This window comes from Domibacillus sp. PGB-M46 (assembly GCF_022668875.1).
In the GTDB taxonomy this organism is placed as follows: Bacteria; Bacillota; Bacilli; order Bacillales; family Domibacillaceae; genus Domibacillus.
Window position 1 is genome coordinate 1 of sequence record NZ_JAKGCR010000084.1, and the last position, 312, is coordinate 312.

At 48.7% G+C, this 312-nt stretch carries 1 protein-coding gene; it reads right to left on the reverse strand.

The annotated features are described in order from the left end of the window. A partial coding sequence (locus L2D08_RS23700) for an RNA-guided endonuclease InsQ/TnpB family protein (RefSeq protein ID WP_242238018.1) occupies window positions 1-312 on the reverse strand: 312 nt, incomplete at both ends.

The following is a 312-nucleotide window of genomic DNA, read 5'->3' on the forward strand; positions in this document are numbered from 1 at the left end:
GCTTTATTTTTTTCCCGCGATTTCGAACCTTCTTTTTTACGTGCAAACGCACGCTGAAGAAAGGCTAATCGCTTTTCATATTCTTGGTAGTATTTCGGGTTGGAGATGACTTGGCCGTTTGAGAGTACAGCGAATTCTTTCAGCCCGACATCGATGCCAACGGCATCGTTGGTGCTTGGTTTGTACGGGGAATAAGGCATTTCGCAAATGACCGAAATAGAATACCGGCCGGTGCTGCTGCGGCGCACGGTGACACGCTTAATGTCGCCTTCGATGTTTCGGGACTTGGAGAAACGAATCCAGCCGAGTTTC